The organism is Bradyrhizobium sp. PMVTL-01, assembly GCF_051861855.1.
Lineage (GTDB): Bacteria > Pseudomonadota > Alphaproteobacteria > Rhizobiales > Xanthobacteraceae > Bradyrhizobium.
Window position 1 is genome coordinate 1254620 of sequence record NZ_CP193982.1, and the last position, 25630, is coordinate 1280249.

Here is a 25630-nt window from a genome sequence, read left to right on the forward strand (position 1 = left end):
ACCGTGTTAGCCTTTCATCTCAGCCAACGCAGATTGGTTCCGGGAGGACATCGATGTTCCGTTGTGTCTTGACTGCCGCAGGCCTTGTCCTTTTCGTCCACAGCACATTTGTCTACGCCCAGAAGCAGACGATCGGCGCGCCGCCGGAGGCTTCCAACATGAAGCTGGTCGGCGCGAACGACCTCCAGGTGCGCAGCGCCTATCAGCCGACCATCCATCATCAGGGCGACCGCTGGATCGCCTATATCGGCCATCACGGCGGCACCGACGATGTGCCCGCTCCCGTCAATCCGATGACGGGGCAGGCGGAGCCGAACGGAACCTCGATCGTCGACGTCACCGATCCCGCGCGTCCAAAGTATCTGCGTCATCTGCCGGGGCAGGAGGGCAAGTATGAATCCGGCGGCGCGCAGATGGTGCGGGTCTGCGACGGCAAGTCGTTGCCGAAGGGCGATCCCAGCGCGGTCTACATGCTGCGCACCTTCGGCAGCGAGGCGCATGAGATCTGGAACGTCACTGATCCCGCCAGTCCCGTGCTCATCGCGCGCATCGCTGGCCTGAAGGACACGCACAAGAGCTGGTGGGAATGCGACACCGGCATCGCCTTCCTCGTCTCAGGCGCGCCGGACTGGCGCACGCGGCGGATGACGCAGGTCTATGATCTCTCCGATCCCGCCCATCCGCAGAAGATCCGCGACTTCGGTCTGCCAGGTCAGGAGCCGGGTTCGGCCGGCGCGGTGCCGACCGAATTGCACGGCCCGATCTCGACCGGGCCCGACGGCAACCGGGTCTATTTCGGCTACGGCACCAACAAGGGCGGCATCCTGCAGATCGTCGACCGCGAGAAGCTCCTGACGGGGCCCAAGGAGCCGACAGCGGACAATCTGCGCTTTCCCGAGATTGCGCGCATGCCGATGTCGGCCTTCAACGGCGCGCACACGACGTTTCCGATGCTGGACATGCCCGTTGCGGAGTTTGCCGAGGACAAGGACGGCAAGACGCGCGACATCGTCATGATCGTGGACGAGGCGATCCTCAACGAATGCGGCGAGGCGCGGCAGATGGTGTGGTTCGCGGATGTCACCACGGAGACCCGGCCGATGATGATCTCGAGCTACACCGTGCCGGAGGCGAGCGGGCAGTTCTGCCAGCGTGGCGGCCGTTTCGGCTCTCATTCCTCGAACGAGAGCATGGCGCCGGTCTATTACAAGAAGATGGCATTCATCGCCTTCTTCAACGCCGGGGTTCGCGCGCTCGATATCCGCGATCCCTATCACCCGAGGGAGGTCGGCTATTTCATCCCGGCGATCACCGCGGCGACTGACAAGCGCTGCATTCCCGTCGAAGGCGGTGAGCGCTGCAAGGTCGCGATCCAGACCAACAATGTCGAGACGGATGATCGCGGCTACATCTACATCGTCGACCGGGCCAATACCGGCCTGCATATCCTCGAGCTGACCGGGCCAGCGCGCGCCGTCGCCGGCCTGCCGAGGAACTGACGATGCGGCGCGCGATGATCATCGCGGCCGCGGCGATCGCTCTCGGTGCGGTTGCGGGCGTGCATGCCGATGGGACCGAGCGCGGCGGCCGATGGCAGGAGATCGCGTGGCCGTTTCCCCGCGATGGCTGGCCCGCGGGCCGCGCGTTCCGCTGTACCGCGGGCGGATGCGATGGCGACGAGCTCTATGTCCGCGCCAAGCGCGGCTTCTGCAATTGCGATATCGGCATTGCCGATGACGAGGAGGTCGACCGCGTCACCGACATCGACCTGATCAGTCCGAGCTTTGCCCCCGTCGCACCTGGTCACGCCGTGGGCATAGCCGCCATGGCGGGCCGCATCAGGCACTACGAGCTCGACATGCCCGGCGGCGCCCGCCACGCCGCCGCCGGCCTCGCGCTGTCGCGCCGCTGCGATCTGCTCGTCGCAGTAGCGCAAGGCGCGGGCGAGGCGAACGCCGTGCAGAGCGCGGCGCTGGAGCTTCTGGAGACGCAGGAGATGAAGCGATGGATGGCAGCGGCGCTGGACGGAAGGTGAGGCGCTGCTCTTCCGGGTGAGGGGGAGCATCCGCGAATTCAATTGGTTGATCTTACGTCAGCTTTCCCCACCCCGTCATTGCGAGCGAAGCGAAGCAATCCAGAATCTTTCTGCGGAGGGACTCTGGATTGCTTTGCTTCGCTCGCAATGACGGGGGAGCGGACAGTGTCGATCCCTCTGCCCTCGCCTTCGCGGAGGCAGCCCCTCACCCCGGTCCTCTCAGCGCGAGCCGAACTCGTCGCGGCCCCGTAAGAACGGGGAGAGGGAGAAGAGCTTCCGTTCCCGCCCATCCCATGCATTAATACTTCAAATCCGCCGCCAGCCGAGTCCCGCCCATGATGTCCATGCAAGCCTACCTCGCCTTCGTCGCCGCGTGCATTGCGCTGGCGTTGCTGCCCGGTCCGATCGTGACCCTCGTCATCGCCAACGGGCTGCGTCATGGCACGCGTGCGGCGCTCACGAACGTGGCCGGCGCGCAAGCGGGTCTCGCCATCGTCATCGGCATCGTCGCGATCGGCCTGACCTCGCTGATGGCGACCATGGGCTACTGGTTCGACTGGGTACGCTTTGCAGGTGCCGCCTATCTGGTCTGGCTCGGCATCAGGCTGATCTGGGCGCCGGTCGAGGGCGTCGATGTCGACGCACCGCCTCCGCCGCCGCGCGGCGGGTTTTTCCTGCAAGGTTTCCTGGTGCTGCTGTCGAACCCGAAGGTGCTGGTGTTCTTCGGTGCCTTCATCCCGCAGTTCATGGACATGAGTCAGCCGCACTTTCCGCAAGTCGCGCTGCTCGGCGCGACCTTCATGGTCACCGCCGTGATGACGGACGCGCTCTACGCCATCGCAGCGGGTCGCGCCCGGAAATTCTTCTCGGCCCGCCGCACGCGGTTGATGTCGCGCATCTCCGGCGGCTTCATGATCGGCGGCGGCATCTGGCTGGCGCTGACCAGGGCCAAATGAACCCTCTCCGGCAAGCGGGGGAGGGAGCGCACGGTCGGCTTGGCTGGCTACGCCAACCTCTCCGCCCGCAGCTCCACCTCGATTTCCGCAAAGAGCCCTGCCAGCCGCTCCGCCCATTGCTGCTGGCCGGACTGGTCCGCGATCAGATCCTGGCGGATCTCGATGCCGGTGTTGACGAGGCCGCGGGCTTCGCCGTGCACGGGGATGGTGTAGTCGGTGACGTCGCTCACCGCATAGGGCTCGTTGTCACCGACGACGAGATCGCTCTCGCGGCGAAGATGCTTCAGCAGCAGCCGCGGCAGCACGGTGTCGCGATTGTACAGTGCGCCGATGTGCCAGGGCCGCGCGACGCCGGCATAGACGGGCGTGAAGCTGTGCAGCGACACCAGCACGGTCGGGCGCTTGTCGTGCAGGCGCCGGCCGATCGTCGTGTCGATGCGATGGTGATAGGGCTCGAAGATCTCGCGCCGCCGCGCCGTGCGCTCGGCATCGGAGATGGCCTCGTTGCGGGGGATCGTGGTTGCCTCCGATATCACGGGGATCGAGCTCGCAGCGCCGGGCGGACGGTTACAGTCGATCACGAGCCGCGAATAGCGCTGCGCGATCAGGTGCGCATCGAGCATCCTGGCGAGGCGCTCGGCGACGCCGGCGATGCCGATGTCCCAGCCGATGTGCCTGACGAGCTCGCTCTCGGGAATGCCGAGATCGCCGAGCGCGCGCGGCAATGCGCGTCCGTAGTGATCCGCGGTGAGCAGGAAGGGCGATGTGCCTTCTGCATTCACCTCATGCACTGACGGAATGTCACTCTCGCCGAGCAGTTGATCGGTCGTGCCGGCTGTGTCTAAAGCCATCCTGATTGCCTATGGAAGATGCAGTCACCCCGAAAATTGGGCAGGAATCGGTATAGATTGGCCTACCCAAAATCACCATGATGGTCGGACGATGCCGCTGCTGACGATTCATCACAAGACCGAATATCGCTACAACCGCCCGGTGGCGTTCGGCGAACACCGCATCATGCTGCGTCCGCGCGACGGGCATGATTTGCGCGTGCTCGACTCGAGGCTCGAGATCTCGCCCGAGCCGATGTCGCTGCGCTGGATCCACGATGTGTTTGGCAACTCGGTCGCGATCGCCAGTTTCGACGAGCGCGCGGATCATCTGACCTTCGACTGGCACGTCACAGTCGAGCACAATCCGGTCGACGAGTTCGCGTTGACCGCGGACGATGCCGCCTATTTTTATCCGTTCGTCTATGACGACGAGGAGTTCGCCGATCTCGTCCAGTACATCACGCCGCAATATGCCGATCCCGACGGGGAGATCGGAGAATGGGCGCGCGGCTTCCTCGACGAGGAGGCCCCGACGCCGACCTTCAAGATCCTGAGCGGCATGACGCACGCGATCGGCGAGCAGTTCAGGTACCGCAAGCGTCACGAGCCCGGCACGCAGCATCCGCTCGACACCTTGCAGTCGGGCACGGGAACCTGCCGGGACTATGCGCTGTTCATGATCGAGGCGCTGCGCCAGCTCGGCATCGCCGCGCGCTTCGTCTCCGGCTACATCTTCGTGCCAGAGGACATCGCGGAACGCCATGTCGGCGGCGGCTCGACCCATGCCTGGGTGCAGGTCTATCTGCCGAGCGCAGGGTGGATCGAGTTCGATCCGACCAACGGTATCGTCGGCACCCGAGACCTCATCCGCGTCGCGGTCGCCCGCGACCCGCGCCAGGCGATCCCGCTGCACGGCGTCTATATCGGCTCCGAGGACGCCTTCGACGAGATGGAAGTGAACATCAAGGTGGTCTCCGACGACCAAGACAGCGACGAAAAGATGGACGCAGAGGTTCCGTGATGGAGATCAAGGTCGGCTTCGAGATCACCTACGCGGCGCTGCAGCCGACACCGATGGTGATCATGCTGAACATGCACCCCTCGCGACAGGCCGACATCATCGGCCGGGAGACGGTGGTTGCCGAGCCCGACGCTCCCATCCGCTTCTATCACGACGGCTTCGGCAATGTGTGCGGCCGCCTCATGGCGCCGGCCGGCGGCGTGACGCTGAAAGGTAGCGCGCTGGTGCGCGACAGCGGCCTGCCCGACGAGGTGATGCCGGATGCACAGCAGATCCCGATCGAGGAGCTGCCGAACGAACTGCTGCTCTATCTGATGCCGAGCCGCTATTGCGAGACGGACAAGCTCACCGACATCGCCTGGTCGCTGTTCGGCAAGACCGAGCCGGGCTGGCAGCGCGTCTCTGCCATCACCGCGTTCGTGCATCGGCATGTCACCTTCGGGTACGAGCACGCCCATCACATGAAGTCGGCGCACGACGTCTACGAGCAGAAGACCGGCGTCTGCCGCGACTTCGCGCATCTGGCCGTCGCGCTCTGCCGCTGCATGGGCATCCCCGCGCGCTACTGCACCGGCTACATGGGCGATATCGGCATCCCGCCCGAACCGTTCCCGATGGATTTCTCCGGCTGGTTTCAGGTCTGGCTCTCGGGCCGATGGTTCACTTTCGACGCCCGCCACAACACCCCCCGCATCGGCCGCATCCTGATGGCCACGGGGCGGGACGCCGCCGATGTCGCGCTGTCGACGAGCTTTGGCCGGATGGAGCTGAGGAAGTTCGAAGTGGTGAGCGAGGAGGTAGTCGGCGCGGCTGTGGCGACGGCGGGGTGAGGGGTGCTCCAATCCGTCATTGCGAGCGAAGCAATCCAGTCCGTTTCCGCAACGACGGTCTGAATTGCTTCCTCGCAAGAGCTCCTCGCAATGACGGTGGCGGGCACGATGCTTCCCCAACGTATAGCGCTGTCATTCCATCTCATGGCCGGCTATAGACCCCGTCATGACCTCCAACCGCCTGTTCGTCTACGGCACCCTGATGCGCGACTTCGACCATCCGATGGCGCGGCTGCTTGCGCAGCACGCGGACTTCATCGGCGAGGCAACCTGCCGTGGCAAGCTGTTCCTCATCAAGCATTATCCGGGATTGCTGCGCTCGGACGCGTCCTCCGACCTCGTCCATGGCGAGCTCTTCCAGCTGCGCGTAGCCGACGAGCTGCTGCGCGAGCTCGACATGTATGAAGCCTGCGGCGAAGGCTTTCCCGAGCCGACCGAATATCTGCGCGAGCTGATCGAGGTGACGCTGCCTGACGGCACGACCGAGAAGGCGTGGACCTATATCTACAACTGGCCCGTCACGGATCTGCCCCGCATCGAGTCGGGACGGTTTCTCGACCACTGATCACGAATGTGGACTTCACCTCCCCCCGCTTGCGGGGAGAGGTCGGATCGCTCTTGCGATCCGGGTGAGGGGTACAGGTCTCTCGATGATCTCACGCGCGGAGAGAGCCCCTCACCAGAAGCCTGCCAGCGCGAGTGAAGCTCGTCGCGGGCCCGTCAGAACGGGGCGAGGGAATAGACCTCCATCGCGGCGGCAGTTCGCCCTATGCCGACAGCACCTCCTTCACCGCGCGCACGTCGACCTCGCGCTCGACATAGCTCCATTCCTCGGTTTGCCTCAGCATCGCCACCAGCTCCTCGAACAACGAGGCATCCGCGGGGGCGAACTCGAACCAGGTCAGGAAGTCGAACGGCTCGCCGAGGTCGCGGCAGTGATAGAGCTGGCGCGCGATTGCGGGCAGGAAACGAAGACTGCCGGCGATGTGGTGCGATTTGTCCTCGAAGATCTTGCGCCGCTCTTCCTGGGTCAGGTCCCACCAGGCCTGCGATTTGCGGATCGGGATCAGCGCTGCGCTGGTGGCCTCAGGGCGGCCGAGCCCGGCTTGCACGGCCACGAGCTGCTGCTTCTCGGGCCGCTCGGTGTAGCGCAAGGTGCTGGCAACGCCGACCAGCCGCCAGGCATTGCGCGAGGGCACAAGCGGCAACGAGACCGCGTCGCTGTCGGTCACCGACAGCGCCGGCATGAAGGGCAGGGGCTCGCCAGTCACCGGTGAAATCGAGGTGACGCGCCAGCCCCCACTATGGCCACCTCGAAAGGTCCTGAACATGGGGGTATGGAAGCGTGGAACCGGGCGGGGTTCAAGGCCTGTGCATAGGTCGAATAACCCGGATAACCCGCCTAAACCTGACTATTGGGCAAGCTACGCCTATAACCCTGATCCTTCGCCCGACTCACCCCAGTTCGCGCTACACAGATCCCATGCGCTTCACGCCCCAATTCCTCGACGAGCTTCGTGCCCGGCTTTCGGTTTCCGAAGTCGTGGGCAAGCGCGTCAAGCTGAAGAAGGCGGGTCGGGAGTGGAAGGGGCTGTCGCCGTTCCAGCAGGAGAAGACGCCGTCCTTCTACGTCAACGACCAGAAGGGCTTTTACCACGACTTCTCCTCCGGCAAGCACGGCGACATCATCAATTTCGTGATGGAGACCGACGGCCTGCCGTTCGCCGAGGCCGTCGAGCGGCTCGCGAACATGGCCGGCCTGCCGCTGCCGGCGGTGACGCCCAACGCGGCGCGCGAGGAGCAGCGGCGCCGCTCGCTGCATGACGTCATGGATCTCGCCGCCAAGTATTTTGCGGAGACGCTGGCCTCGCGCGTCGGTGCTAAAGCGCGTGGCTATCTCGCCGACCGCGCCATCTCGCCGGCGACGCAATTGCAATTCCGTCTCGGCTATGCCTCGCCCGATCGCTTCGCGCTGAAGGAGCATCTCGGCAAGCTCGGAATCTCCGTCGACGACATGGTCGAGACCGGCCTCTTGGTGGCCGGCAACGACATTCCCGTTCCTTACGACCGCTTCCGCGATCGCGTGATGTTTCCGATCACGGACTTGCGCGGCCGCGTCATCGCCTTCGGCGGGCGCGCGCTGGAGAAGGACGTTCCGGCAAAATACCTGAACTCGCCGGAGACGCCGCTCTTCCACAAGGGTGACAATCTCTACAACCACCAGACGGCGCGCAAAGCCACCCATGACGGCGGCGCGCTGATCGTGGTCGAAGGCTATGTCGACGTCATCGCCATGGTCACCGCGGGCTTTGCGGGTGCGGTGGCGCCGCTCGGCACTGCGCTGACCGAAAGCCAGCTCGCGCTGCTCTGGAAGATGGCGGACGAGCCGATCCTCTGCTTCGACGGCGACCGCGCCGGACAGAAGGCGGCCTATCGTGCCGCCGATCTCGCGCTGCCCTTCCTGGCACCGGGCAAGAGCCTGCGCTTTGCCCTGCTGCCGGAAGGGCAGGACCCCGACGATCTCGTGCGCTCCGGCGGCCGTGGCGCGATGGAAGAGGTGATTGCGGCGGCACGTCCGCTCGCCGACATGCTCTGGTCGCGCGAGCTCGAAGGCGGCAATTTCGCCACGCCCGAGCGCCGCGCCGCGTTGGAGGCGCGCATCAAGGAGCTCACGAACGGCATCCGCGACGAGGTGGTGCGGCGCTACTACCGCGACGACTTCGTCGAGCGGCTGCAGCGCACCTTCGCTCCCGAAGGCGGGCGCGGCGGCTTTGGTGGTCGCGGCAATTTCCGCCCCGGCGGCGGCCGTCCGTTCCAGCCGCGGGGCGGGGGCGGCGCGAATCGATTCGCCGGCCAGGGATTCGGCGGCGGGCGCCGCGGCCTGCCGGGCCCGACCCTGCTGCCCTCCGGCCCCTACCAGGCGGCGAGCCCGCAGCTGGCGGCAAGCCCTATCATGCGCGGACAGAGAAGTGCCATTTCCCGCCGGGAGGCTTTGATCCTGCAAAGCCTGATCAACCACCCCTGGCTGCTGCATGAGCACCTGGAGGAGGTGGCCGCCCTGGAGCTGGCCCATCCCGAGGCCCACAAGCTCCGGGCCGGCATTATCAGCGCCTTCGTCAACGACCATTACCACTCGCCGGACCCCGAGGAGCAGGCCGAGAAGATGCGCGGCGACCTCGCAAAGGGTGGATTTTCTCAAGTCCTTCAAAGAGTTGAGAGCGCCATTACCACCGCGGCGGTGTGGGGCGCCCGCGAGGGGGCGGCACGGGACGACGTTCTTGCCACCTGGCATCAGCTGGTCGCCTTGCATCGGCAATGGCATTCACTACTTAGAGAGCTGAAGGACGCCGAGCTGGCCTTGGGGGAGGACCCCAGCGAGGCCAATTTGGCATGGCTGCGTGACGTCAAGGCTCGGATGGCCGAAGTCGACGGTACCGAGGCCCTGATCGAGGGTTTTGGCGAACTGTCGGGTCGGGTGCAGAAGAGCGTGTGACGAAAGAATCATGCGGACGGTCGTGGCCGGAACCGCTAAAAGACTCGCCAAATCCAAGGTTTGGCGGCAAAAACAGGGTTAATCGAGGCTTAACGGTCTTGTAGCACTTTGGCCCAGAGGCGGCCGCAGGCAGAACAGACGCGTCAGGAATGAATCCGCGCAATAGCTGTTGGCACTACACCTGCATCCGCCGCGACAAAGAGGCTCACGAAGCGTTAGGCAAATCCGGCGAGAGAGAGTTGGGGGTGGCGAGAGACGTGTGCGCCGCCCTTTCCGTGTCGAGAGCTGCCGAAGCGAGAGCGTCGAGCAACAGGTTCAAGTGAATTCACGCGGGCGCGTCGAACGTCTCGCATGAAGCGCGTTTAGGAGCAATGGATGGCCACCAAGGCAAAGACGCTGCAGGCGAAGGACAAGGAAAAAGACGACAAGGCAGCGGATGCTCCCGAGAAGGATTCCCAGGACGCGCCGTCGCCCTTGCTCGACCTGTCCGACGCGGCAGTGAAGAAGATGATCAAGCAGGCCAAGAAGCGTGGCTTCGTGACCTTCGATCAGCTCAACGAAGTCTTGCCGTCCGACCAGACCTCGCCCGAACAGATCGAGGACATCATGTCGATGCTCTCGGACATGGGCATCAACGTCACCGAAGCCGACGATAGCGAAGGCGAGGAGGACAAGGACGAGGGCGGCGAGGACGAGACCGACAACGAGCTCGTCGAGGTCACCCAGAAGGCCGTCACCGAGGTCAAGAAGAGCGAGCCGGGCGAGCGCACCGACGATCCCGTGCGCATGTATCTGCGCGAGATGGGCACGGTCGAGCTGCTCTCCCGCGAAGGCGAAATCGCGATCGCCAAGCGCATCGAGGCCGGCCGCGAGGCGATGATCGCAGGCCTGTGCGAAAGCCCGCTGACCTTCCAGGCCATCATCATCTGGCGCGACGAGCTCAACGAAGGAAAAATCTTCCTTCGCGACATCATCGATCTCGAAGCGACCTATGCCGGTCCCGAGGCCAAGGGCGGCATGAACACCGCGATGATCGGCGGCCCCGCTGCCGAAGGCGGCGAAGCCACGGCCGAGGCCGGTGAAGCCACCGCATCCGCCGCTGCGCCCGCCCATGTCGCGCCGCCCGCAGCTCCGCCGTCGCCGACCCCGTTCCGCGCCGCGCCCGCCGCCGGCAACGGCGAAGCCGAGAAGGATCCGGGCGAGGCCGCCGCCGAAGCCGACATGGACGAGGACGACGAGTTCGAGAACCAGATGTCGCTCGCGGCGATCGAGGCCGAGCTCAAACCCAAGGTCGTCGAGATCTTCGACAAGATCGCCGAGAGCTACAAGAAGCTGCGCAAGCTCCAGGAGCAGGACATCCAGAACCAGCTCGAGAGCACCTCGCACGGGCCCTCGCTGTCGCCGCACCAGGAGCGCAAGTACCGCAAGCTCAAGGACGAGATCATCGTCGAGGTGAAGTCCCTGCGCCTCAACCAGGCGCGCATCGATTCGCTCGTCGAGCAGCTCTACGACATCAACAAGCGCCTCGTCTCGCACGAGGGGCGCCTGATGCGCCTTGCCGACAGCCACGGCGTCGCGCGCGAAGACTTTTTGCGCAACTACACCGGCTCGGAGCTCGATCCGCGCTGGCTCAACCGTGTCTCGAAACTTTCCGCAAAAGGCTGGAAGAACTTCGTCCACCACGAGAAGGACCGCATCAAGGACCTCCGCCACGAGGTGCATCAGCTCGCGGCCCTGACCGGCCTCGAGATCGTCGAGTTCCGCAAGATCGTACACTCCGTGCAGAAGGGCGAGCGCGAGGCCCGTCAGGCCAAGAAGGAGATGGTGGAAGCCAACCTCCGTCTCGTGATCTCGATCGCCAAGAAGTACACCAACCGCGGCCTGCAATTCCTCGACCTGATCCAGGAAGGCAACATCGGCCTGATGAAGGCGGTGGACAAGTTCGAGTATCGCCGCGGCTACAAGTTCTCGACCTACGCCACGTGGTGGATCCGGCAGGCGATCACCCGCTCGATCGCCGACCAGGCGCGCACCATCCGCATCCCCGTGCACATGATCGAGACGATCAACAAGATCGTGCGCACGAGCCGCCAGATGCTCAACGAGATCGGCCGCGAGCCGACCCCGGAAGAACTCGCCGAGAAGCTCGGCATGCCGCTCGAGAAGGTCCGCAAGGTCCTCAAGATCGCCAAGGAGCCCTTGTCGCTCGAGACCCCCGTCGGTGACGAAGAGGATTCACATCTCGGCGATTTCATCGAGGACAAGAACGCGATCCTGCCCATCGACGCCGCCATCCAGTCGAACCTGCGCGAGACCACCACGCGCGTGCTCGCCTCGCTGACGCCGCGCGAAGAGCGCGTCCTGCGCATGCGCTTCGGCATCGGCATGAACACCGACCACACGCTGGAAGAAGTCGGCCAGCAGTTCTCGGTGACGCGCGAACGTATCCGCCAGATCGAAGCCAAGGCGCTGCGCAAGCTGAAGCATCCGTCAAGGAGCCGGAAGCTGCGGTCGTTCCTGGATAACTGATCCGGATCGTCATGCCCCCGGGGCATCCATGCAAACGAAAACGGCGGGCCGAAAGCTCGCCGTTTTTGCTTGAAGCGATTTTCAGGCCAATCGATTTGCTGCCGTGATTCTGGATCATCGGCCCCACCTCACCGTCTGCTGCCGGGTCTGTGACGCCGGCATCGACTGGCAGCGCAACAAGCTGCCGGGGCTGGTGAGCGCCTGCCAAGGTCGGCCTATTTCTTCTTCGCTCCCACCCGGTCGAGGCTTTTAGAGCGGTTCACGGATTTATTGAATCGGAGGGGATTCCGGGTCTGGGACGAATATGATTCAAGATGCTGGCTGGGCTGGAGGCCAGCATCCGATGGTCCGACCAATTTCCAACGATTTGCGTAAGCGTGCGGTATCCGCTGTTGCCAAAGGTGAGAGCTGCCGATCTGTGGCGGAACGGTTTGGCGTTGCTGTCTCGTCAGTTGTGAAGTGGTCACAGCGTTATCGAACGACCGGCTCGGTAGCGCCTGGCAAGATGGGTGGTCACCGCAAGCCTGTGCTTGATCCGCACCGCGCCTTCATCGTCGAGCGGATCACTCAGACGCCGCACCTGACGCTGCATGGTCTGAAGGCGGAACTGGCAGCCCGTGGGGTCAAGGTCTCACACAATGCGGTCTGGCTGTTCCTGCGCCGGGAAGGGCTGCGGTTCAAAAAAAACACTGTTCGCCCTCGAACAGGCTCGCGCCGACGTCTCTCGTAGGCGCTTGCGTTGGCGAGCCTGGCAGGCCGGGCTCGATCCGGGCCGGCTCGTCTTCATCGATGAGACCTGGATCAAGACCAACATGGCCCCTTTGCGAGGCTGGGGACCCAAAGGGGCGCGCCTGCGCGGCTTCGCTCCGCACGGTCACTGGCGTACCCTCACATTCCTCGGCGCGCTCCGCCATGACCAACTCACGGCACCCTGCGTCTTCGATGGCCCGATCAACGGTGAATGCTTCCGTGGTTACGTAAAGCACATTCTCCTGCCAACCCTGCGTGAAGGCGACATCGTCATTCTCGACAATCTCGGAAGCCATAAGTCGAAAGCCGTCAGGCAAATGATCAAGGCTGCTGGCGCCAGACTCTGGTACCTGCCGCCATACTCGCCCGACCTCAACCCAATCGAACAGGCCTTCTCCAAGATCAAACACTGGATGCGGCAAGCTCAGAAGCGCTCAATCGAGGAGACTTGGCGCCATATCGGTCACCTCGTCCAAGACATCCAGCCTCGCGAATGCGCCAACTACTTCGCCAGCGCCGGTTATGCTTCAATCAAAATGTGAAACGCTCTAATCGCCAGCGGCGGTCGTCCCGATTTCTCCGCGATCTCGCGGTCCTGCTCCATGATGAAGCTGCGGGCGGGTTCATCGCCGTCGAGGCCGCCGAGCAGTTCGGCGGGCACGCGGCGGTTGGACCGCTGGGAGCCGTCTTCATAGACGACGTTGAAGAAGGCGAATTCGCCTTTGGGATTGGTTCCGGGTTTCTTGGCCATGGCGGCTTGTCGTCGATCAGGGCGCCGCAGTCAAATGACTCTGGCGGTTGTCGGGCATGCAGCCGTGGTCTTGCGGAGCGCTCGGCGCCATCGATCGGCGAGATGTTGGAATGGAAGCGCCACGCGCTTTTCGAAGGTCCGGTGCGAACCCTCAATAAACGGCGGGCGCAAAGCCCGCCGTTTATTTTGGTCTTCAGCGTCGCCCGGGGCTGGCAGGGCTACAACCTGAAATAGAAGAATATACCTTTTGCCATGCCTTGGCAAGTCAAATCGACAGAGCGCTGGTGTCGCGGCGAGCTCAGCGGATATGCGGTGACCGTGAAGTTAAGTTCCGATGCACGTCGAAGCAATTGTTTGGGTTATCGAAGCACTTTGTTCATATTGCTGTTCTGGCGATGCAGCGGGCGTTGGACGCCTGTAGAGAATTGCGCTCCGCCGCACGTTCCCGTCTGCGTGCAGACACGCGGTTCCTCGCGCGAGGGCGAGTTCCATCGCTGCAGAGGTTTATCTTGGCCGCGGGCGCCGCGTCACGTCCTGAACGGCGAGTCGCGAGCCGTGGCCGCCGTTGCGCCCACCGACATCTTGTTTGCGTTCCTGCGCCATGATCGCACTGCCCATCGCGGCGGAACCGAAGGTGACGAAGAAGGAGGCGAGCAGCAGAACAAGCGCGATGCCGGGTGTGCGGTCGGCGAAGATCAGCTCGCGCAGATGACCGGGGTTGAGCCATAGCAGCCCGCCGACGAGCAGCACTGCTGCGCAGGCGCCGATCGCGAGGTTGATGGCGAGCAGGCGGAACAGCGGGACGCGCAGGAGGCGGGTTGGTCGAGGTCGATGATTGTCAGGCATGGCACCTCCTACACAAGCGCCGACATCATAAAGGAAGTTGCCTCGTCCGTCATTCCGGGGCGCGACGACGTTGCGAGCCATGATGCGCATGCGCATCCTGTCGTCATTGGCACTTCTCCCGGACGGCGCTCCCCGCCGGTCTAGAAAGCAGGGCACCAGACACGTTGATGCGGATCAAGCGTGCCGCTTTGACGCTGGCGGCTTTCCCGGGCATGATCGCACCCTGCTTCGCACCGGGATCTTGGGGGATCGCTCGACATGTTGAGATACGCTCTGGCCGCCGCCTGCTTCTTTGGTTTGGCCGGCGGCTCGGCGCAGGCCGCGCGCTGCGGCGGCGACTTCAACAGCTTCATTGCCGCCATGGCCTCGGAAGCGCAAAGCGCCGGCGTCTCGGGAAACGTCACCAGCGCGGCATTCAGCGGCATCACCCAGGACGGGGCCGTGCTCGCCTTCGACCGGCGCCAGCGCTACACCTTCAACAAGAGCTTTGAGCAGTATGTCTCGACCCGCGTCGGCCCGGGCCGCATCAATGGCGGCAGGGCGCTGCTGCAGCGTCACGCCGCGCTGCTCTCGCGCATCGAGCAGCAGTTCGGCGTGCCCCGTTACATCCTGGTCGCGATCTGGGGGCTGGAGAGCGATTTCGGCAAGGGCGACATGGGCAAGCTGCCGGTGATCCGCACGCTGGCGACCCTCGCGCATGACTGCCGCCGCACCGACCTGTTCCAGGGCGAACTGCTCGCCGCGCTCAAGATCGTGCAGCGCGGCGACCTGCCGCTGCGCGACCTGATCGGCGCCTATGCCGGCGAGATCGGCCAGACCCAGTTCCTGCCGTCGTCCTACATCAAGTACGGCGTCGATTTCGACGGCGACGGCCATGTCGATCTCCGCCACAGCGTCCCCGACGTGCTCGCCTCGACCGCGAACCTCTTGCACACGAGCGGCTTCAAGATGGGGCAGCCCTACGGCGAAGGCACCGCCAATTTCGAGGCGATGCGCGAGTGGAACAGGGCGGTGGTCTACCGCAAGACCATCGGGTATTTCGCGGACAGGCTGGCGGGGCAGTGACTTCACCGTCCCCCTTCCGGGGCAGGGTGGAAGAGCAGGCGACGTTCACGTCCCCTTCGCCATCTTCTCCAACCTGCGCTGCAGTGGCGCCCAATACGTCCCCGGGCGGAAGCGCTGCAACAGGTCCATGAACCTTGCGTCGTTGCCGATCAGGATGCGGGGCTCGTTCTTCTCGATGCCTTTGATGATGCGTAGCGCAGCGTCCTTTGGCGTAGTCTTCGCCGCGGTTTCGAACCGCTCGATCAACTGCGAGCGGCGCGCATTGTCGGTGACGCCGACGCCGGTGCGGGAATTGCGTGCGATGGACGTGGCGATGCCGCCGGGATGCACCACCGAGACCTTCACCGGGCTGCCCGCAACCGCAAGCTCATGGCGCACGCTCTCGGAAAAGCCGCGCACCGCGAACTTGGCCGCGGCATAGGCCGATTGGCCGGGCGGCGCGATGATGCCGAAGATCGACGAGACGTTGACGATATGAGCTTCCGGCCTCGTCTTGAGATGCGGCAGGAAAGCCCGCGTGCCGTGCACCACGCCCCAGAAATTGATGTCGAACAGCCACTCCATCTGCGCCTGGTCGATCTCTTCGAACGTCCCCAGCAGCGCCACGCCGGCATTGTTGACGACGATGCCGAGCGACGAATGCGCCATGGTCGCCTCGCTGGCGAACCGCGCGATGTCGCTCGCCTCGCCGACATCGACTCGATGCAGGCTGATCTTGCGGCTCGTGCCGAGCTCGGCGGTGAGCGATTTCAGCCCGGCCTCGTCGCGGTCGGCAAGCGCGAGGTCGCAGCCGCGCCGGGCGAGCTCAATAGCCAGCGCGCGGCCGATCCCGCTTGCGGCTCCCGTAATGGCTGCGGCGCCGCGAATCGCAGTCATGATCTCCCCACGTCAAGTCCCCGACCATGGAACCACGGCTTATTTTTTTGAAACGAAACCGAACCATAGCCGCTCGTTGTTTTTAACATACGTTACCGACGCAGGCATTAGGAGCCGTCGATGGGACAAGCACAGCCGTTTGGCGCGACAGCGCTCATTGTTGAAGACGACGTCATGCAGCGCGAGATGCTGTGTGTCCTGCTCGAAGAGAGCGGCTATCAGGTTATTCAGTGCGAGAGTGCCGAAGCTGCCGAACGCGTGCTGGACAAGAAGGCCGGTGCGCTACGCCTGATGCTGACCGACGTACAGCTTGCAGGCCGCATGAACGGCGTCGAGCTTGCGTATGTTGCCAAGGACCGCAATCCGAAGCTCGACGTCGTCGTCACCTCCGGTCGTCCCTTGAAGCAGCCCTTGCCTGACGGCGCGAAATTCTGGGCCAAGCCGTGGGCACCGCTCGACGTGCTGCGCGAGGCCGAGATCGCGCAGCTGTCCTGACGGCCGGTTCGCGCCAGCCGACTTTCCTGGCGTGAGGCGGACTGGTAAGGTCCGCTCATGTCCTGGTCCTTCCTGCTCACCTCGCTCATCGTGGTCGCCTCCCCCGGCACCGGCGTGCTTTATACGCTGGCGGCGGCACTGACCCGCGGATCGCGCGCCAGTGTCGCGGCCGCTTTCGGCTGCACGCTCGGGATCGTGCCGCACATGTGTGCTGCCATGCTCGGGCTTGCCGCCGTGCTCCATACCAGCGCGCTCGCCTTCGCCGCGCTGAAATGGGGCGGGGTGCTTTATCTGCTCTATATGTCGTGGCAGGCCCTGCGCGAAACCGGGGCGCTCGCAGTTGAGAGCGAGATCCGCGAGCGGTCGAGCGGCCGGGTCGTCGTCACCGGCTTCCTGATCAACATCCTCAATCCAAAACTGTCGATCTTCTTCCTCGCTTTCCTGCCGCAGTTCATCGCGGCGGACGAGGCTCATGTGCTGGCGCAGATGCTCGATTTGAGCGGCGCCTTCATGGCTATGACCTTTGTGGTGTTCGCCATTTATGGCCTGTGCGCCGCCTCGGTGCGCGAGCGCGTGATCTCCCGCCCGCGCGTCATGGCGTGGCTGCGCCGCAGCTTTGCCGCGGGCTTTGCCGCACTCGGCGCCAAGCTGGCATTCGCGGAAAGGTAGGCTCTTCACCTTGTCCCCGCTGCTTCCTTCACCTCTCCCCGTTTGCAGGGAGAGGTCGGATTGCATTGTAGATGCAATCCGGGTGAGGGGGTACAGGTCCATCGACAATCGCGCTGGGAAGAGAGGCCCCTCACCCCACCCTCTCCCCGTAAGAACGGGGAGAGGGAGCGAGAAGCTGAGCGGGCGCTACACGCCGCCCAATAAAAAAGCGAGCCTTGCGCCCGCCACCTTCGAACCAATCGGTCCCGACGCCCGGGCGGAGCGAGGCTCCACCCGGGCAAAGAAAAAGAAGCCTCGTTACTTCTTCTTCGCCTTCTTGGCCTTTTTCGCCTTCTTCTTCGCCGCCTTCTTCGCTTTCTTAGCCATAGTATCCTCTTAGGGGTTAAATGGTTGAACGCGACACGAGGGATGCTCGGCGGAGGGCCAGCCTCGCAATATCCTCGACCATAAACTCAGCAGATTCGCAGGGCTCTGCCCTGTGCTGTCACATCCGTGTCATCGCGTTATCCACAACTCAGATGCATTTTCGGGTGATTTTTGCCCGCGAATCCGCATCGAGCGCGTTGTGACAGGGACGCGGCGGGACCGCGGCGACATGCCTAACGATCCGACAACGCGACCGCGCCGTTCATGAATCCAAAACCAAAGGCGCGCTTTGAAGGATCTCGGTGAGACTCCGTTAAGCGCAGTCCGCGCATTGTTCCCCGCAAGAAGACGGGGATGGGTCATGGACGGACGGCTGCCAGGAATGGGGGACGCGATGCTGTGCGCGCGGCGCTCGCCATGCTGAACGTACCGACACTCTGGACGGTCTTCGTCGTCAACTTTCTCGCGCTCGGCCTGATCTGGGCCTACGTCGCGCGCTCCTATCCGAAATTCGCGGCCGCTCGGTTCTGGATGGCATCGGCCTTCGTCGGCGCGGCCGGCGCGGTGGTTGCCCTGATTGGCCTCTTGGTCATGTCTGCTGTGCCGCTTCTGATCGGCGGTGCCGGCATCATTGCGGCGAGCTGCTTCGCCGCAATGGGCATCCAGCGCTTCTATCATCGGCCAGTATCCTGGCGGTTCATGGTCGCGGCGAGCGCCCTGAGCCTGGGTGCAGTCGCTTTCTTCAAGTTCGGTTTCGATCACATGCCGCTGCGGATGCTCTGCTACACGCTCGGGCAGTCCCTGCCGTTGTTGCGCTCGCTGCATCTGTTGCTGTCGCCGCCGGAAGAGCGAGTCAGCCCGGGAGCCCGGCTGTCCGGCATTGTCATCATCGCCTTGGTCGCTACGTTCTGCATGCGCGTCGTGGGCAATTTGCTCGGCTATGATTTCTCGGCCATCGCGGGCGGTCAGAACCACGCCGTCATGGTGCTGGGACTGCTGTTCCTGTCGATGACGCTCAATTTCGGCTTCCTGCTGATGGCGATGGACCGGCTGCGGGGCGAGGTCGCTGACCTCGCGCTGCTCGACGATCTCACCGGCGTCGCCAACCGGCGCCATCTGTTGCAGCGCCTGTCCGAGGAATGCGCCCGCTCGGAGCGCAGCGGCGAGCCGTTCTCGCTGCTGGTGATCGACCTCGACGGCTTCAAGACCATTAACGACACCCACGGCCACGCCGCGGGCGACGATTGCCTGCGGCACTTCACCCTGATGGCGCAAACGCGCTTGCGGCCGGGCGACATGCTCGCCCGAACCGGCGGCGACGAGTTTTGCGTGGTGCTGCCGTCGTCGTCCCTGCGCGAGGCTGCGGCGATCGCCCGCCGCGTGCTCGAGGTCTGTCGCCAGGATGCCGCCACCTGCACGGCCAAGGAGATCCCGATCACGATCTCGATCGGCGTCGCCGAATGGGACCGCGGCATCGGCCAATTCCCGGACCGCCTCATCGCGCATGCCGACCACGCCCTCTATGCCGCCAAGAAGAACGGCAAGAACGATTTCGCGGTCTACGATCCGGCCCCGCCGCTTTCGCCGGAGCCGATCGGACCGGCCGAGAGCGAGCGCACATTCGCGTAAAGCCTGTTACGATCTGGGTCCGTTAGTGGACCTGCATGATGATGCCTCGCCTGCTCGCGGTCATTCTCGCCGCTCTCCTGATCACGCCCGCCGCCGCAACCGACGCCGAGCTCGCGAAGATCGCGCGCGCCTCCGGCACGCCCGACATTCCCGGCCTCAAGATGGTCTGGCTCGCGCCGTGGGGCGATGTCCGCAGCGCCCATCCCTGGCGCAACATCATCGTGCACCAGACCGAGGGGCCGGCGGGCTCGGCGCGCGGCGGCGCCGTGGAGCAATCGAAGAACCCGACGCGCCGCGGCGTCACGGTGTGGGTGGAGACCGATGGCACGGTCTATTGGGCGGTCGCCGAGAACCTGGTGCCGACGCACGGCGACGGCGCCAACCGCAACGACAACAAGTACATCGACAACCGGCCGACCTATCGTCAGGTCGTGCGTGACAATTCGATCGGCGTCGAGTTCGCCGGCAACTATCCTGATGTCGCGACGGGACCGACCGAGGCGCAGGTCGCGGCGTGGAAGATCCTCGTGAAGGTGCTGCGCGCGCGCTACGACATCCCGCTTGATCACGTCTATGCGCACAACTGGATCGACTACAAGGACGCGCGCTATTGCGAAGGCTGTTGGCTCGCGACGCTGGCGCGGACTTGGGGGGAGTAGAAGGTTGTCTTCGTAATGGCGGTGCGTTCTTCCCTTCTCCCCTGTGGGAGAAGGTGGCGCGAAGCGCCGGATGAGGGGTCTCTCTCCGCGAACAATCGCACATCAGTTCGTGCGGATAGAGACCCCTCACCACCCTCTCCCGCAAGGGGAGAGGGGAAGATCACACCGGCTGCGCCATCCAGCGGAACAGCCGCCGGATCAGGCCCGGCCGCTTCGGCAATTCCGGCGGCCCGTCGGCGGCCAGCACGCGTTTGAAGAAGTAGTCCAGGAACACCATGTCGTTCGGCTCGGTGACGGTGAATTTCTCGTCGCCGAAGAACACGCTGTAATCGTAGAAGAACGGCCCCACGAACGGCACTGTCGCGGTCGAGGCATAGTCCTTCGAGATCACGAATTCGGACGGCTCGAGCCCGTGCTCGCGCATCGCCTGCTCGACCAGTGGCAGCTTGCGCATGAACTGGGCTTCGAAGCCGCCGACTGTGGATTGCAGGATGATCGACACGGCGCGTGTCCGTTCTTTGGATTCGGCCCGGCAAGAGTTTGTCGGGCGACCCGTCGCAAGCGTTCATGGGCCCCGCAGGATCCCCGCGAAACATGTCGAAGCCCACACCCAACAAAAAAGCCGGCGTCACCGCCGGCTTTTCGTCTCTTTCGATCCGCCAATCTCTTGCCGCGCAAGCCCGCTTAATGCGCGGCTTCCAGCGCGGCCTGTTCCTGCCTTGCGATCGTGCCCTTGACCGCAGACTGCACCTTCTCGAAGGCGCGGACCTCGATCTGGCGGACGCGCTCGCGCGACACGCCGAACTCGGCGGCAAGATCTTCCAGCGTCATCGGCTCATCGGCGAGGCGACGGGCCTCGAAGATGCGGCGTTCGCGCGGGTTGAGCACGCCCATGGCGCCGTTCAGCGCGTCCCGGCGGTGATCATACTCCTCGTGCTCCGCCATCATGGCTTCCTGGTTGGGCGTGTTGTCGACCAGCCAGTCCTGCCATTCGCCGGCTTCGCCGTCGTCACGGATCGGTGCGTTGAGCGACGCGTCGCCACCGAGGCGGCGGTTCATGTCGATCACGTCCTGGTCCGTCACGCCCAGGCGCTTGGCAATGGTCGCGACCTGGTCGGGGCGGAGATCGCCTTCGTCCAGCGCGTTGATCTTGCTCTTCGCCTTGCGCAGGTTGAAGAACAGCTTCTTCTGGTTCGCGGTGGTGCCCATCTTCACGAGCGACCAGGAACGCAGGATGTACTCTTGAATCGACGCCTTGATCCACCACATCGCGTAGGTGGCGAGACGAAACCCCTTCTCGGGTTCGAAACGCTTCACCGCCTGCATCAGGCCGACATTGCCTTCCGAGACGACCTCGGAGATCGGCAGGCCGTAGCCGCGATAGCCCATGGCGATCTTGGCCACGAGGCGAAGATGGCTGGTGACGAGTTGGTGCGCCGCGTCGCGATCGTCATGCTCGCGCCAACGCTTGGCGAGCATGTATTCCTGCTGAGGTTCCAGCATAGGGAACTTGCGGATCTCGGCAAGGTAGCGAGAAAGGCCGGATTCTCCATTGAGGACCGGCAAAGCAGCGGTACGGGCCATAGTGCGCCCTCCAAAGGTTCAGGCCCCCGATAGCGGCGGGCCAGGCAGACGACCGCTGTGTCAAAGCCGGCCGGGCTGCGATGTTCCGCGTGGGTCATTTCCAACGCAGGCGCAATATACCCCATCGGGGGGCGAAAAGGGAAGGATTGCTGACGTCACGTCCCCGTGTGGCAGCTATAACTTTTTGTAATGTAACGACTTTCTTAAACGGCCTGCGTCATTGCGCCGCTTTCAGCGCGCTTTCCAAGAGAAGCAAATCCTCCGGGAGAGACGCCTCCCAGTGGAGTAATTCTCCGGTTCTGGGGTGCTGCAATACCAGAAGATAAGCGTGCAGGGCTTGGCGCCCCAGCGCGGTTAGAGCTCCTCGCGATTCCGGCCCGAGCTGGTGGGCCTTGGTCTTGAAATGCGGGCCATAGACTGCGTCGCCCATGAGCGGGTGGCCGATATGGGCGAGATGGACGCGGATCTGATGGGTGCGCCCGGTCTCGAGCTCGCAAGCCAGCAGGGCGGCGACCGGCTTGCCGTCGCGCCCGGCAAAGCTCTCCAGGATCTCCCAATGGGTGACTGCCTCGCGGCCGCCCTGCCGCACCGCCATCTTCTCGCGGGCGTGCGGGTGGCGGTCGATCGGCGCATCGACGGTGCCGCGGTGCCGGTTCGGCACGCCCCATGCAAAGGCCATGTAGCCACGCCGCATCGCGCCGGTGCGGCCGTGGTCGGCGAACTGGGCGGACAGGGAGGCATGGGCGAGGTCGTTCTTGGCGACCACCATCAGCCCTGTGGTGTCCTTGTCCAGCCGGTGCACGATGCCGGGCCGGCGCACCCCGCCGATGCCCGACAGCGAGGCGCCACAATGGGCGATCAGCGCGTTCACCAGCGTGCCGGTCTCGTGGCCGGCCGCGGGGTGAACGACCAGGCCCCTGGGCTTGTTGATGACGATGATGTCGTCGTCCTCGAACACGATATCGAGCGCGATATCCTCGCCTTTCGGCTCGGCGGGCGCCGCCTCCGGCACGTCGATTATGATCGTATCGCCGGATGCGGCGTGATAAGCGGGGTCGCGGATCGCGGTGGCCTTCAGGCTCACCGCGCCCGCCAAAATCAGGGCTTTCAGCCGCGATCGCGACAGGTCCGTGAGGTGCGCCGCCAGCACGCGGTCGAGCCGGGGCGAGCCCTCGTCGCCGGCGACGACAACCTCCAACCTTTGCGCAGAGCCAAGACTTTTAGGGCCAAGACTTTCCATGACGACGTCTGATACCGCTCTTCCCGAACCGAGTCCCGAGCAGGCCGCGCTGTTCGCGCGGGTGCGGCGGATGATGCTGATCGCGGGGTTGACCACGGCGCTGGCGATCTGCGCCGTGCTGATCGCGGTGGGCTACCGCCTTTTCAAGTCGGAGGGAAGGGCGGTCGAAGCCGCCGGCGACGTCATCGCCACCCTGCCCAAGGGCGCCAAAATCATCGCGACCGGGGTCGCCGGCGGCCGCCTGGTGATCACGCTCGATATCGGCGGGGTCACCGAGATCCGCACTTTCGACGCCCACACCTTGAGGCCGGCCGGAAAGCTGAAATTCGCCAACGAGCCGTGAGAGCGGCCTTGACCATCACCATTCGGGGGAACGGGTTGGTTGTAGCTCCCGTGCGCGATTGCGCCCTAGGCCAGGACGACGGTTGAAAAGGCCATCTGAAGCGCGTGAATCTCACCTTGCCGCCGGCAAAATTCGCGGCTATGTCCTGTCCCTCACGCTCCCTTCGTCTAGCGGTTAGGACGCGGCCCTCTCAAGGCTGAAACAGGGGTTCGATTCCCCTAGGGAGCGCCAGCGGCTCGAGAAGCGCTGAGATTTCAAAAACATCTAGCAAATCATGGCTTTGACTGCGCTCCGGTGGTAGCACTTGGACGTAGCTTTGATGCGCGCGCTGATGGGAATGATCAAGGATAGACACGGGACTTACTACGTCCAACGGCGAGTGCCAGAACGATTGCAAGAGGCAGTCGCCCGCGTGCTCAATTCAGGCCGGGAACGCCAAGTCTTCCTCAAGAAGTCGCTAGGCACCAAGAACCTCAAGGCGGCGAACGTGGCCGCAACGCATGTTCTCGCAGAATTCGACCGGACGCTCGCGGATGCTGAGGCGCTGCTGAAGGAACGTCCTGTAATCCCATCCCTGACAGATGCGCAGATAAGGCGCATGGCCGAAGCATTCTACGCCGGGAGATTGGCGAATGACGAGGAGGAGCGCCGCGAGGGCACCGGCTCCGAGCCGTTGTTTCAAAGCATTGCGGAGCAGCTCACTGCGGCGGGTATCGAGTACCAAACCCCATTTGCCGTTGGCGTCACGCCAGAGGCGGGCTTATCGGACCGCGAAGTTCTGAAGCGCGCAGGCACACTCGAATACGAGCTGGCCATCGTCCCTCCTGCCTTGGCTCGCGGTGACATCAGCGTCATCCGTGAGGAGCTGGACGAACTGATGAATGATTTCCAACTCAACGTTGATCGCAAAAGCCAGTCGTACCGAAAGCTCGGTATGGCGGTCTTAACAGCCTACGTTCGCGCTCTCAGGGACATCGAGAAGCGGAATGCGGGTGAACCGGTTGAGACACCCCCATCTGCCTACGTGCTTCCTGAGCGTCCTACGGGTGAACCGGGAGGCACGCTACGCGAGGCCTTCGAGGGCTGGAAGAAAGAGCGCGAGAGGCCCGAGGGTACGGTGCACGAATACGGTCGCGCCGTTGAGATGTTCATCCAACTGCACGGCAACCTTCGGGTCTCGGAGATGAGACGCTCTCACGCCCGCACTTTCCGTGAGGCGCTTCAGTCGGTGCCCAAGACCCGTAAGGGCTCGCTCCTCAAGGCTTCATTGCCGGAATTGAGCGAGTACGGGCGCACGCACCCATCCGTCGCCAAAGTCTCTGCGGGGACCGTGAACAAGCAACTGGGCGCCGTGCAGGCGGTTGCCGGGTGGGGCCACCACGCTGGCCTAGTCCCCGAGGATGCTCCGTGGTCTGATCCGTTCAGTGAAATGCGGCTTGAGGAAGAGCAGTCCGAGCGCGAGCCGTTCGATGCCCGCGACTTGCAGACCATTTTCAACGCTCCTCTGTTCTCCGAGCACAAGCTACCCACCGGGGGGAAGGGCGAGGCGGCATTGTGGTTGCCGTTGCTCGCACTGTTCGCCGGAGCGCGACAAGCCGAGTACGCAGGTCTCCGTGTGTCTGACATCCGTGAGGATGAGGAGACAGGCGTTCCGCTCATGTGGTTCACGCGGGACACCAAGGCCGGACGGCGGCTCAAGACAAAGACATCGGAGCGCGTCGTGCCTGTTCATCCGCAGCTCACTGCGCTGGGTTTTCTTGAATACGTGACTGCCCGGCGCAGAGACGGTGAGCGGGCTTGGCTGTTTCCTACGGTGGCCCCTGATCAGAAGGGCGCATTGAGCGCTTGGTCAAAATGGTGGGGCCGCTATCTACGAAATCATGTCGGCATCAACGACCGTAACAAGGTCTACCACAGCTTCCGTCATGGCTTTCAGGATGCACTCCGGCGCACCACGCCCGATGAAGAATTGCGAGACGCCCTGACAGGGCGAAGCAGCGGCAAGTCAGTTGGTCGCACCTACGGGGCCAAGGAGATGTTGCGGCGTTGGGGTGCCCAAACCCTCAAGCGAGCGGTTGATGACATTTCGTATCCCGGTTTGGACCTGTCGCGTGTCCGTACATCAGGAACTGTCAAGCGCAGGGGCGGCGCCAACGTTTCCTGACGACGCGCGAAGGGCACACTGTGGACCCGCGAGAGCCTCGTTGGCTAACGCACGAGAGCAGGACGAGACCGGAGTAGTTCGGCAGGTCTCAGTTTGGCCCTCAACGGAACATTTCCGAAGCGTGTAACCCGAGTGCCCAAAGCATGTTGGGGGTCTCCGAATTCCGTAGCAATCGCTGCCAGAAAGGCGCACAGTTGAAACATCATCGGCAACGGCTCTGTCCGTGGGCGCCGATGGCTGAGAGACCGATTGCGCTCCCACTGCACAACCAGGGAGCGCGGCCATGTTAGTACGGCGGGGAATTTGTCGTCCGTCCCAACAAGAAATCGACGAGATAGAAGTGTTACGAAAGCTCGTCAGGGAAGCCCGAGACATCTTGATGCGATTTCCTGTGCCCGACACGTTCCTCGGGAGGAAAACACAAGAGCCTTTCCCGCGAGAGACCCAATGCTCCGCAAAAATTCCGAATAATTCACATAGTTAAGTTCCAAAATCA

The 25630-nt window shown here is 63.9% G+C and carries 25 protein-coding genes and 1 tRNA gene; 18 read left to right on the forward strand and 8 right to left on the reverse strand.

The window, feature by feature from the left end; all coding sequences use genetic code 11:
* Positions 1-53 precede the first annotated feature (53 nt).
* From ACRQ5Q_RS05930 to ACRQ5Q_RS05940, 3 genes are all read left to right on the forward strand, one after another.
* A complete protein-coding gene (locus ACRQ5Q_RS05930) occupies positions 54-1499 on the forward strand; it encodes an LVIVD repeat-containing protein (RefSeq protein WP_439370995.1) in 1446 nt (481 codons plus the stop codon).
* 2 nt (positions 1500-1501) lie between these two features.
* The gene (locus ACRQ5Q_RS05935) at positions 1502-2035 is read left to right on the forward strand and encodes a hypothetical protein (protein ID WP_439396455.1); all 534 of its coding nucleotides are present in this window, start codon (positions 1502-1504) and stop codon (positions 2033-2035) included.
* A 335-nt stretch (positions 2036-2370) separates the two neighbouring features.
* Positions 2371-2991: a LysE family translocator gene (locus ACRQ5Q_RS05940; protein ID WP_212341692.1), complete on the forward strand. Its 621-nt coding sequence runs from the start codon at positions 2371-2373 to the stop codon at positions 2989-2991.
* 47 nt (positions 2992-3038) lie between these two features.
* On the opposite strand, the gene ACRQ5Q_RS05945 is transcribed toward ACRQ5Q_RS05940, so the two are convergent.
* Positions 3039-3842 (reverse strand): N-formylglutamate amidohydrolase, encoded by an 804-nt coding sequence (locus ACRQ5Q_RS05945; RefSeq protein ID WP_439396457.1) that lies wholly within the window; start codon positions 3840-3842, stop codon positions 3039-3041.
* Positions 3843-3933: 91 nt separating this feature from the next.
* On the opposite strand from ACRQ5Q_RS05945, the gene ACRQ5Q_RS05950 reads away from it, so the two are divergent.
* From ACRQ5Q_RS05950 to ACRQ5Q_RS05960, 3 genes are all read left to right on the forward strand, one after another.
* Positions 3934-4845 (forward strand): transglutaminase family protein, encoded by a 912-nt coding sequence (locus ACRQ5Q_RS05950; protein ID WP_439396459.1) that lies wholly within the window; start codon positions 3934-3936, stop codon positions 4843-4845.
* Positions 4845-5675, forward strand: coding sequence for a transglutaminase-like domain-containing protein (locus ACRQ5Q_RS05955; RefSeq protein ID WP_439396461.1), 831 nt, complete (start codon positions 4845-4847; stop codon positions 5673-5675). Before ACRQ5Q_RS05950 ends, ACRQ5Q_RS05955 begins: the two co-directional genes overlap by 1 nt.
* A gap of 166 nt (positions 5676-5841) precedes the next feature.
* A complete protein-coding gene (locus ACRQ5Q_RS05960; RefSeq protein WP_439370986.1) occupies positions 5842-6240 on the forward strand; it encodes a gamma-glutamylcyclotransferase family protein in 399 nt (132 codons plus the stop codon).
* Positions 6241-6442: 202 nt separating this feature from the next.
* Here the strand turns inward: ACRQ5Q_RS05960 and ACRQ5Q_RS05965 are convergent, their stop codons facing one another.
* Positions 6443-7006, reverse strand: a complete 564-nt coding sequence (locus ACRQ5Q_RS05965) for a chlorite dismutase family protein (protein WP_439370985.1) — start codon at positions 7004-7006, stop codon at positions 6443-6445.
* Positions 7007-7158: 152 nt separating this feature from the next.
* On the opposite strand from ACRQ5Q_RS05965, the gene dnaG reads away from it, so the two are divergent.
* The 3 genes from dnaG (at position 7159) to ACRQ5Q_RS05980 (ending at position 12989) form a co-directional block, all read left to right on the forward strand.
* Entirely contained in the window at positions 7159-9168 is a 2010-nt protein-coding gene (gene dnaG / locus ACRQ5Q_RS05970; protein WP_439370984.1) for a DNA primase, read from the forward strand.
* A 375-nt stretch (positions 9169-9543) separates the two neighbouring features.
* The gene (gene rpoD / locus ACRQ5Q_RS05975) at positions 9544-11697 is read left to right on the forward strand and encodes an RNA polymerase sigma factor RpoD (RefSeq protein WP_439396463.1); all 2154 of its coding nucleotides are present in this window, start codon (positions 9544-9546) and stop codon (positions 11695-11697) included.
* Between the two features lie 343 nt (positions 11698-12040).
* Positions 12041-12989 (forward strand): IS630 family transposase gene (locus ACRQ5Q_RS05980; protein WP_439368321.1). Its coding sequence is split into 2 segments (ribosomal slippage): positions 12041-12376 and positions 12378-12989, totalling 948 coding nucleotides; the frame shifts between segments, so codons are not numbered across the junction.
* Here the strand turns inward: ACRQ5Q_RS05980 and ACRQ5Q_RS05985 are convergent.
* The gene (locus ACRQ5Q_RS05985; RefSeq protein WP_439396465.1) at positions 12968-13198 is read right to left on the reverse strand and encodes a hypothetical protein; all 231 of its coding nucleotides are present in this window, start codon (positions 13196-13198) and stop codon (positions 12968-12970) included. The genes ACRQ5Q_RS05980 and ACRQ5Q_RS05985 overlap by 22 nt on opposite strands.
* 102 nt (positions 13199-13300) lie before the next feature.
* Here ACRQ5Q_RS05985 and ACRQ5Q_RS05990 point away from each other — a divergent pair, with 102 nt between their 5' ends.
* Positions 13301-13432 carry a hypothetical protein gene (locus ACRQ5Q_RS05990; RefSeq protein WP_439396466.1) on the forward strand — a complete coding sequence of 44 codons (132 nt, stop codon included), beginning with the start codon at positions 13301-13303 and terminating at the stop codon, positions 13430-13432.
* A gap of 270 nt (positions 13433-13702) precedes the next feature.
* Here the strand turns inward: ACRQ5Q_RS05990 and ACRQ5Q_RS05995 are convergent, their stop codons facing one another.
* Positions 13703-14044, reverse strand: a complete 342-nt coding sequence (locus ACRQ5Q_RS05995) for a hypothetical protein (protein ID WP_439375713.1) — start codon at positions 14042-14044, stop codon at positions 13703-13705.
* 258 nt (positions 14045-14302) lie between these two features.
* Here ACRQ5Q_RS05995 and ACRQ5Q_RS06000 point away from each other — a divergent pair, with 258 nt between their 5' ends.
* Positions 14303-15109, forward strand: coding sequence for a lytic murein transglycosylase (locus tag ACRQ5Q_RS06000; protein ID WP_439370981.1), 807 nt, complete (start codon positions 14303-14305; stop codon positions 15107-15109).
* Positions 15110-15154: 45 nt separating this feature from the next.
* On the opposite strand, the gene ACRQ5Q_RS06005 is transcribed toward ACRQ5Q_RS06000, so the two are convergent.
* Positions 15155-15985 (reverse strand): SDR family NAD(P)-dependent oxidoreductase, encoded by an 831-nt coding sequence (locus ACRQ5Q_RS06005; protein WP_439396468.1) that lies wholly within the window; start codon positions 15983-15985, stop codon positions 15155-15157.
* A gap of 120 nt (positions 15986-16105) precedes the next feature.
* Between ACRQ5Q_RS06005 and ACRQ5Q_RS06010 the strand changes: the two genes are divergently transcribed.
* The 4 genes from ACRQ5Q_RS06010 (at position 16106) to ACRQ5Q_RS06025 (ending at position 19803) form a co-directional block, all read left to right on the forward strand.
* Positions 16106-16480, forward strand: coding sequence for a response regulator (locus tag ACRQ5Q_RS06010; RefSeq protein WP_439370980.1), 375 nt, complete (start codon positions 16106-16108; stop codon positions 16478-16480).
* A 57-nt stretch (positions 16481-16537) separates the two neighbouring features.
* The gene (locus ACRQ5Q_RS06015; RefSeq protein WP_439396470.1) at positions 16538-17149 is read left to right on the forward strand and encodes a LysE family translocator; all 612 of its coding nucleotides are present in this window, start codon (positions 16538-16540) and stop codon (positions 17147-17149) included.
* A gap of 783 nt (positions 17150-17932) precedes the next feature.
* Positions 17933-19144 (forward strand): GGDEF domain-containing protein, encoded by a 1212-nt coding sequence (locus tag ACRQ5Q_RS06020; protein ID WP_439370979.1) that lies wholly within the window; start codon positions 17933-17935, stop codon positions 19142-19144.
* A 35-nt stretch (positions 19145-19179) separates the two neighbouring features.
* Positions 19180-19803 (forward strand): peptidoglycan recognition protein family protein, encoded by a 624-nt coding sequence (locus tag ACRQ5Q_RS06025; protein WP_439396472.1) that lies wholly within the window; start codon positions 19180-19182, stop codon positions 19801-19803.
* A 160-nt stretch (positions 19804-19963) separates the two neighbouring features.
* Here the strand turns inward: ACRQ5Q_RS06025 and ACRQ5Q_RS06030 are convergent, their stop codons facing one another.
* The 3 genes from ACRQ5Q_RS06030 to ACRQ5Q_RS06040 all read right to left on the reverse strand — a co-directional run bounded on the left by ACRQ5Q_RS06030 (position 19964) and on the right by ACRQ5Q_RS06040 (position 22627).
* Entirely contained in the window at positions 19964-20305 is a 342-nt protein-coding gene (locus ACRQ5Q_RS06030; protein ID WP_439370976.1) for a hypothetical protein, read from the reverse strand.
* 182 nt (positions 20306-20487) lie between these two features.
* Entirely contained in the window at positions 20488-21387 is a 900-nt protein-coding gene (gene rpoH, locus ACRQ5Q_RS06035) for an RNA polymerase sigma factor RpoH (RefSeq protein ID WP_157328162.1), read from the reverse strand.
* Between the two features lie 217 nt (positions 21388-21604).
* A complete protein-coding gene (locus ACRQ5Q_RS06040) occupies positions 21605-22627 on the reverse strand; it encodes an RluA family pseudouridine synthase (RefSeq protein WP_439396474.1) in 1023 nt (340 codons plus the stop codon).
* On the opposite strand from ACRQ5Q_RS06040, the gene ACRQ5Q_RS06045 reads away from it, so the two are divergent.
* The 3 genes from ACRQ5Q_RS06045 to ACRQ5Q_RS06055 all read left to right on the forward strand — a co-directional run bounded on the left by ACRQ5Q_RS06045 (position 22626) and on the right by ACRQ5Q_RS06055 (position 25134).
* The gene (locus ACRQ5Q_RS06045) at positions 22626-22970 is read left to right on the forward strand and encodes a hypothetical protein (RefSeq protein WP_439370972.1); all 345 of its coding nucleotides are present in this window, start codon (positions 22626-22628) and stop codon (positions 22968-22970) included. The genes ACRQ5Q_RS06040 and ACRQ5Q_RS06045 overlap by 2 nt on opposite strands.
* A 156-nt stretch (positions 22971-23126) precedes the next feature.
* Positions 23127-23201, forward strand: a tRNA-Glu gene (locus tag ACRQ5Q_RS06050).
* Between the two features lie 88 nt (positions 23202-23289).
* Positions 23290-25134, forward strand: a complete 1845-nt coding sequence (locus ACRQ5Q_RS06055; protein WP_439396476.1) for a DUF6538 domain-containing protein — start codon at positions 23290-23292, stop codon at positions 25132-25134.
* Positions 25135-25630 lie beyond the last annotated feature (496 nt).